Source organism: Longimicrobiaceae bacterium (genome assembly GCA_036375715.1).
In the GTDB taxonomy this organism is placed as follows: Bacteria; Gemmatimonadota; Gemmatimonadetes; order Longimicrobiales; family Longimicrobiaceae; genus DASVBS01.
Window position 1 is genome coordinate 1 of sequence record DASVBS010000032.1, and the last position, 5,606, is coordinate 5,606.

Here is a 5,606-nt window from a genome sequence, read left to right on the forward strand (position 1 = left end):
AGCGCCCTCTCCGACGGGGACCAGTCGCTCACCATCGACTCCTTCACCGACCTCATGCGACGCCTCGCCCCCTTCGCTCAGGCCGCCGGCCGCGAGCTCGTCTCCACTCCCCTCGCCGCCGTCGCCTGACCATGGCCGGCGAAGAGATGGACCGGCTCCGCGAGGAGATCGAGGCGGTCGACAGATCGATCATCGAGCTGATCGCGCGCCGCGTCGAGCTCGCCCGCGAGATTGGACGCGCCAAACGAGCCGCCGGCCTCCCCACCCTCGATCCCGCACGCGAGGCGGCGGTGGTGCGCCGGGCGGGGCAGATCGCGCGCGAGGTGGGGATCGAGGACGAGGACGTGCGCTACATCTTCTGGCACCTCATCGGCCTCGCGCGACGGGCGCAGAACGAAGTCTGACCGCGGGGTTTCCGCTGTGGAAGCCTGGCAACGTCCGAGTTGCCAGCCCACTGTCCCGGGGCTAGGTTACCGCGCACCAGTAGGATGCGCCCCTGGCCCCGTGATTGCGGCGGTCATGAGGCTCCATGGCCGGAATAGTATCCGCTCCGCCGGATTCTGATATATGAGTAGCAGCCAAACTCCGCCTCGCGTCCCCTACGGCTACGCGCCGGAAGGCAAGGACAACGGGGTGGTCAAGAGCAAGGGCAAGCCCACGCTTCACCTGGCGGAGGGCCAAGCAGGGGTCCCCCTGCGCGCGCGCAAGCCGGAATGGCTGAAGGTGCGCGCCCCGGGTGGCCCGAACTACCTGCGCCTGCAGAAGATGATGCGGGATCAGCGCCTCCACACCGTGTGCGAGGAGGCGCACTGCCCGAACATCGGCGAATGCTGGGAGTCGGGAACCGCCACCTTCATGATCCTGGGCGACGTCTGCACCCGCGCGTGCAAGTATTGCGCGGTGGCTCACGGCATGCCCACCGAGCTGGACCTCGACGAGCCTCGCCGGGTCGCCGACTCGGTCGTCGCGATGGGTCTCGAGCACGCCGTCATCACCTCCGTCAACCGCGACGAACTGCGCGACGGCGGGGCGAGCATCTATGCCGCCACGATCCGGGAAATCCACGCACGGGTGCCGGGTTGCTCGGTCGAGGTGCTGATCCCCGACTTCAAGGGGAACGAGGACGCCCTGCGGCTGGTGGTGGAGGCGAAGCCGGAGATCCTCGCCCACAACGTGGACACCGTCGAGCGGTTGATGCGCGCGATACGCCCCGGCGGGCGCTACTGGCGCAGCATCTCCATCCTCGGCGCGGTGAAGCGCATGGATCCCTCGATGTTGACCAAGAGCGCCATCATCCTGGGAATGGGCGAGACCGAGGAAGAGATCTACGCCACCATGCGCGACCTCCGCGAGGCGTCGGTCGACATTCTCACGCTGGGTCAGTACCTACGCCCCTCCGAGCACCACATCCCGCTCGATCGCTGGGTGACGCCGGAAGAATTCCGGCGGTGGAAGGAAATCGGAGAGAAGGAGCTCGGCTTCGCCCACGTCGAGTCCGGGCCCCTGGTTCGCTCGTCCTATCACGCGAAAGAGCAGGCACGCCAGACAGTGGCTGGCGGCGTGGGCAGGATCACGGAGATCCTGGAGGCGGACGTAGACGGCGAGGTGGAGATCGACCCGGTCGAAGCGGAGGCTCGTCGGCACCTGGCCTCGAACGCGGCGCCTCCACGCCTCGTCCAGATCGGTGGCCTGTAGTCACTCCCCGCCGTACGTCGTACGGGTCTGTCGGAGACCGCCCGCACGGAATAGTGGGGGCGGCCCGGCAGAGCGCATAAACATCGGCTGATCACATGGCTGACACGAAGACGAAGAAGGGCAAGGCAGACCGTCCCGCTCCGCACGACTTTCCCTCGTCGCCGGAAACCCCGCCGCAGGATCCTGCGTGGGAGCAGGAGGGCAAGCCCGACCTGACTCCGGAGGAGCGCATGCAGGGGCTGCCGCAGGAGAAGCTGCGGCGGATGATGCGCGACATGCTGCTGGGGAGGCGCTTCGAGGAGAAGGCCGCGGAGGCGTATGCGGTCGCCAAGATCGGCGGCTTCTGCCACCTGTACATCGGTCAGGAAGCCGTGGCGGTCGGCGGCATCCACACGCTCCGGGACGGTGACTATGTCATGACCGCCTACCGGGAGCACGTGCACGCTCTGCAGATGGGCGCGCACCCGAACGCGGTCATGGCCGAGCTGTATGGCCGCAAGGACGGGATGTCCGGCGGCAAGGGCGGCTCGATGCACATGTTCTCCAAGGAGCACAACTACCTCGGCGGCCATGGCATCGTGGGCGGTCAGATCCCGCTCGCCCTTGGTGTGGCCTGGAAGATCAAGTACCGCGGGGAAGACCGCGTGATGCAGGTCTACCTCGGCGAAGCCGCGGTCAACCAGGGCGCTTTCCACGAGTCGCTGAACATGGCCGCGCTCTGGAAGCTGCCGCTGGTGGTGATCGTGGAGAACAACCGCTTCGGCATGGGCACGGCGTGGGAGCGCGCTTCTTCGCTCTACGACATCTCGCAGAAGGCCAGCGCCTACGCGATGCCTTCCGCGGTCGCCGACGGCATGGACGTCCTCGACGTATACCGCGTCGTGAAGCCGGCCGTCGACCGAGCCCGTAGCGGCGGAGGGCCCACGCTGATCGAGGCACGCACCTATCGGTTCGTCGGGCACTCGATGTCGGACCCGGTCTCGGGCGTCTACCGCACCAAGGAGGAAGTCGAAGAGGAGAAGCTCAACGACCCCATCCGCATCTACGCGAACTTCCTCGCGGAGCAGGGGATCCTGTCGCAGGAAGAGCTCGAGAAGATGGACGAAGAAGTGAAGGCGATCTCCGAGGCGGCCGCCGAGTTCGCCGACAAGTCGCCGGAGCCTTCCCCCGAAGAGCTGTACCGGGACGTCTACGCCAACGAAGACGTAGCGGGCAGGCTCTTCTTCGACGGCAGGAACTGAGGCGAGTATCCTGGGCGGCGCTATCCGCGAGCGGTCCGAATACCCGGTGGCACGGCAGCGGAAGCGGAACCCGGCACCGACGACCGGGCCTCAGCAGGATGATCGCTGACTGATAACTGACAACCGATAACGGATAACCTCATTCATGGCCGTAATCACCTACCGCGACGCCCTCAACCAGGCGCTCGTCGAAGAGATGGAGCGGGACCCTGACGTCTTCCTCATGGGTGAGGAGGTCGGGGTCTACAATGGTGCGTACAAGGTGTCGAAGGGGTTGCTCGATCGCTTCGGTGACATGCGGGTGGTGGACACACCGATCACCGAGCTGGGCTTTGCCGGACTGGGGATCGGCGCCGCCATGGTGGGTCTGCGGCCCGTCATCGAGTTCATGACCTGGAACTTCTCCATGCTTGCCATGGACCAGGTCTGGAACTCGGCCGCCAAGCTGCTCTCGATGAGCGCGGGCCAGTTCAAGATTCCCGTCACCTTCCGCGGACCCAACGGAGCCGCCCTCCAGCTGGCCGCGCAGCACTCCCAGGCGCTCGAGGCGGTATACGCCCACTTCCCCGGCCTCAAGATCGTCACCCCCGGCACCCCCGCCGACGCGAAGGGCCTGCTCAAGGCCTCCATCCGCGACGACGACCCGGTGTGCTTCTTCGAGGGGGAGATGCTCTACAACATCAAGGGCGAAGTCCCCGAGGACGAGGACTTCGTCATTCCGCTCGGCGTGGCCGACCTGAAGCGAGAGGGATCGGACGTGTCGATCATCACGCATGGGAAGATGATCAACCTCGTCCTGCAGGCCGCGCAGCAGCTGGAGAAGGAGGGCATCAGCGCCGACGTGCTGGACCTTCGGACCCTGCGGCCGCTGGACGTCGACGCCATCCTGCGCACCGTCGCGAAGACGAACCGGGTAGTCCTGGTCGAGGAGGGCTGGCCTTACAGCGGCATCACCGCCACCATCGCGGCGATCATCCAGGAGGAGGCCTTCGACCACCTCGATGCCCCCGTCCTGCGGGTCACCCAGGCCGACGTCCCGATGCCCTATGCCAAGGGCCTCGAGAGGCTCGCGAAGCCGAGCGTCGAGCTGATCCTGGAGAAGGTGAATAGGGTGTTGTACAGATGAGAAGCCAGAAGAAGAGGAGCCAGAAGCCAGAAGGTGCAGTGGGACTGCCTCGCTGACTTCTGGCTCCTGGCTCCTGGCTTCTGACTTCTTTCAGCCACAATCGAACAACCGAACTATCGTCGCAAATGGCCACCAAAGTCTACATGGAAGCGCTGTCTCCGACCATGGAGGAGGGGCGCCTGATCACCTGGCTGAAGAAAGAGGGTGATGAGATCGCCGAGGGGGATGTGCTGGCGGAGGTCGAGACAGACAAGGCGACCATGGAGCTGGTGGCCCGGGGGAGCGGCCTCCTCCGCAAGGTGATTCTGCCGGAGGGCGAGACGGCGAGCGTCGGGGCGGTCATCGCCGTCATCGCCGGGGCGGACGAGGACATCTCGTCGATCATCGCGGAGGCGGGCGGCGACGGCGCGGCGCCTCCGACTGCGGCTGCCCCCGCGGGCGCAGCCAAGGAGGCGGAGGAGAAGGGGGCCGCTGCCGCGGCCGCGGGACCGGCCGCCGAGGGAACCGGCGCGGTGGCAACCGCCCCCGCTCCGGCGCCTGCTCCTTCCGCGGCGGCCGCCGACGGCGCCGAGGCGGGGGGACGGGTCAAGGCATCGCCACTCGCGCGGCGACTGGCCAAGCAGGGCGGTCTGTCGCTCGACCAGATCTCCGGCACCGGCCCGGGCGGGCGCATCATCAAGCGCGACATCGAAGCCGCCCTCGAGGGGGCCCCGGCTGCCGCGGCGGCTCCCGCGGTAGCAGCACCGGCCCCCACCGCCGAGGCCGCCTACGCCGACGTCCCGCTCTCGCAGATGCGGAAGACCATCGCGCGTCGGCTCACGCAGTCGATCGGGCCGGTGCCGCACTTCTTCCTCACCATCGAGATCGACATGACCCAGGCGATGGAGCTTAGGAAGAAGATCAACGAGCGCTTCGCCGATCAGGGCGTCAAGGTCTCCCCCAACGACCTCATCATCAAGGCAGCCGCCATGGCGCTGCTGCGCCATCCCTGGGTGAACGCCGCGTGGACCGGCGAGGCGATCCGCCAGTACAGCGACGTGCACATCGGCGTGGCGGTGGCGGTCGACGAGGGCCTGATCACGCCGGTCATTCGCAACGCGCACCGCAAGGGGATCACGGAGATCGCGACCGAGGTGAAGGAGCTCGCCGGCCGCGCGAGAGAGAAGAAGCTGCTGCCCGAGGAGTATACGGGAAGCACCTTCTCGATCTCCAACCTGGGGATGTTCGGCATCGAGGAGTTCACGGCCGTCATCAACCCGCCCGAGGCCGCCATCCTGGCCGTCGGCGCTGCCCAGGACAAGGTGGTGGTGGAGAACGGCGAGATGGTGATCCGCAACCGCATGCGTGTCACCCTCTCCTGCGACCACCGCGTGGTCGACGGGGCCACTGGCGCGCAGTTCCTCCAGACGCTGAAGAGCTATCTGGAGGAGCCGATGATGATGATCGCGTGAGAAGGCTATCCGTTATCCGTTATCCGTCTGCACGAAGTTCTCCGGTTGAGAAGTAATGCGGGAAAGACTAGTGGGCCGGCGCCAGGTTTCGGC

General features: G+C 66.7%; 5 protein-coding genes. All 5 read left to right on the forward strand.

The window, feature by feature from the left end; translation table 11 throughout:
• The first annotated feature begins 131 nt into the window (after positions 1–131).
• The 5 genes from VF167_06750 to VF167_06770 all read left to right on the forward strand — a co-directional run bounded on the left by VF167_06750 (position 132) and on the right by VF167_06770 (position 5,513).
• The gene (locus tag VF167_06750; protein HEX6925110.1) at positions 132–404 is read left to right on the forward strand and encodes a chorismate mutase; all 273 of its coding nucleotides are present in this window, start codon (positions 132–134) and stop codon (positions 402–404) included.
• 163 nt (positions 405–567) lie between these two features.
• On the forward strand, positions 568–1,695 hold the full coding sequence (lipA, locus tag VF167_06755; GenBank protein ID HEX6925111.1) for a lipoyl synthase: 1,128 nt from the start codon (positions 568–570) through the stop codon (positions 1,693–1,695).
• A 95-nt stretch (positions 1,696–1,790) separates the two neighbouring features.
• Positions 1,791–2,936, forward strand: coding sequence for a pyruvate dehydrogenase (acetyl-transferring) E1 component subunit alpha (gene pdhA / locus VF167_06760; GenBank protein ID HEX6925112.1), 1,146 nt, complete (start codon positions 1,791–1,793; stop codon positions 2,934–2,936).
• A gap of 145 nt (positions 2,937–3,081) precedes the next feature.
• Entirely contained in the window at positions 3,082–4,062 is a 981-nt protein-coding gene (locus tag VF167_06765) for a pyruvate dehydrogenase complex E1 component subunit beta (GenBank protein HEX6925113.1), read from the forward strand.
• 125 nt (positions 4,063–4,187) lie between these two features.
• The gene (locus tag VF167_06770; GenBank protein HEX6925114.1) at positions 4,188–5,513 is read left to right on the forward strand and encodes a pyruvate dehydrogenase complex dihydrolipoamide acetyltransferase; all 1,326 of its coding nucleotides are present in this window, start codon (positions 4,188–4,190) and stop codon (positions 5,511–5,513) included.
• Positions 5,514–5,606: the final 93 nt, after the last annotated feature.

Coding starts and splice junctions, on each gene's coding strand:
- VF167_06750 (HEX6925110.1), top strand. CDS start 132: ATGGCCGGCGAAGAGATGGACCGGCTCCGCGAGGAGATCGAGGCGGTC.
- lipA (HEX6925111.1), top strand. CDS start 568: ATGAGTAGCAGCCAAACTCCGCCTCGCGTCCCCTACGGCTACGCGCCG.
- pdhA (HEX6925112.1), top strand. CDS start 1,791: ATGGCTGACACGAAGACGAAGAAGGGCAAGGCAGACCGTCCCGCTCCG.
- VF167_06765 (HEX6925113.1), top strand. CDS start 3,082: ATGGCCGTAATCACCTACCGCGACGCCCTCAACCAGGCGCTCGTCGAA.
- VF167_06770 (HEX6925114.1), top strand. CDS start 4,188: ATGGCCACCAAAGTCTACATGGAAGCGCTGTCTCCGACCATGGAGGAG.